Raw genomic sequence first — 334 nt, forward strand, 5'->3', positions numbered from 1 at the left:
GTAGGCGCAATGGTCAGTAACGACACTGTGGAATGATGCTCGCCTTGGTACACTGAGCCAGCGGCACATGCAGTAATAACAACGCAGATAACAACGAAAGGACACAGCAGCGTGGCAGATGCTCCACTGATTTATTTAAGCGGTGCAGGGGGAACAGAGCCGGATCTTGAAATTCCGGTGCTGTTGCAGCGCAACGCAACCGATGACGTACAGGCCATTAGCCTGCGTGATGCGCTGGAACAGTGTGCCGGCCAGACCCTCCATGTCATTATCAGCGTGGCCTTTGCCCGGCTAACCCATGTTTCCCTGACTCGCAAGCAGGCGCGCCATTTAC

1 pseudogene is annotated in these 334 nt (G+C 55.1%); it reads left to right on the forward strand.

What is annotated here, in order from left to right:
* Window positions 1-111 precede the first annotated feature (111 nt).
* Window positions 112-334: pseudogene (locus A3730_RS09180) on the forward strand (type II secretion system protein GspL); the annotation flags it as partial.

It is taken from the genome of Alcanivorax sp. HI0044, from assembly GCF_001634945.1.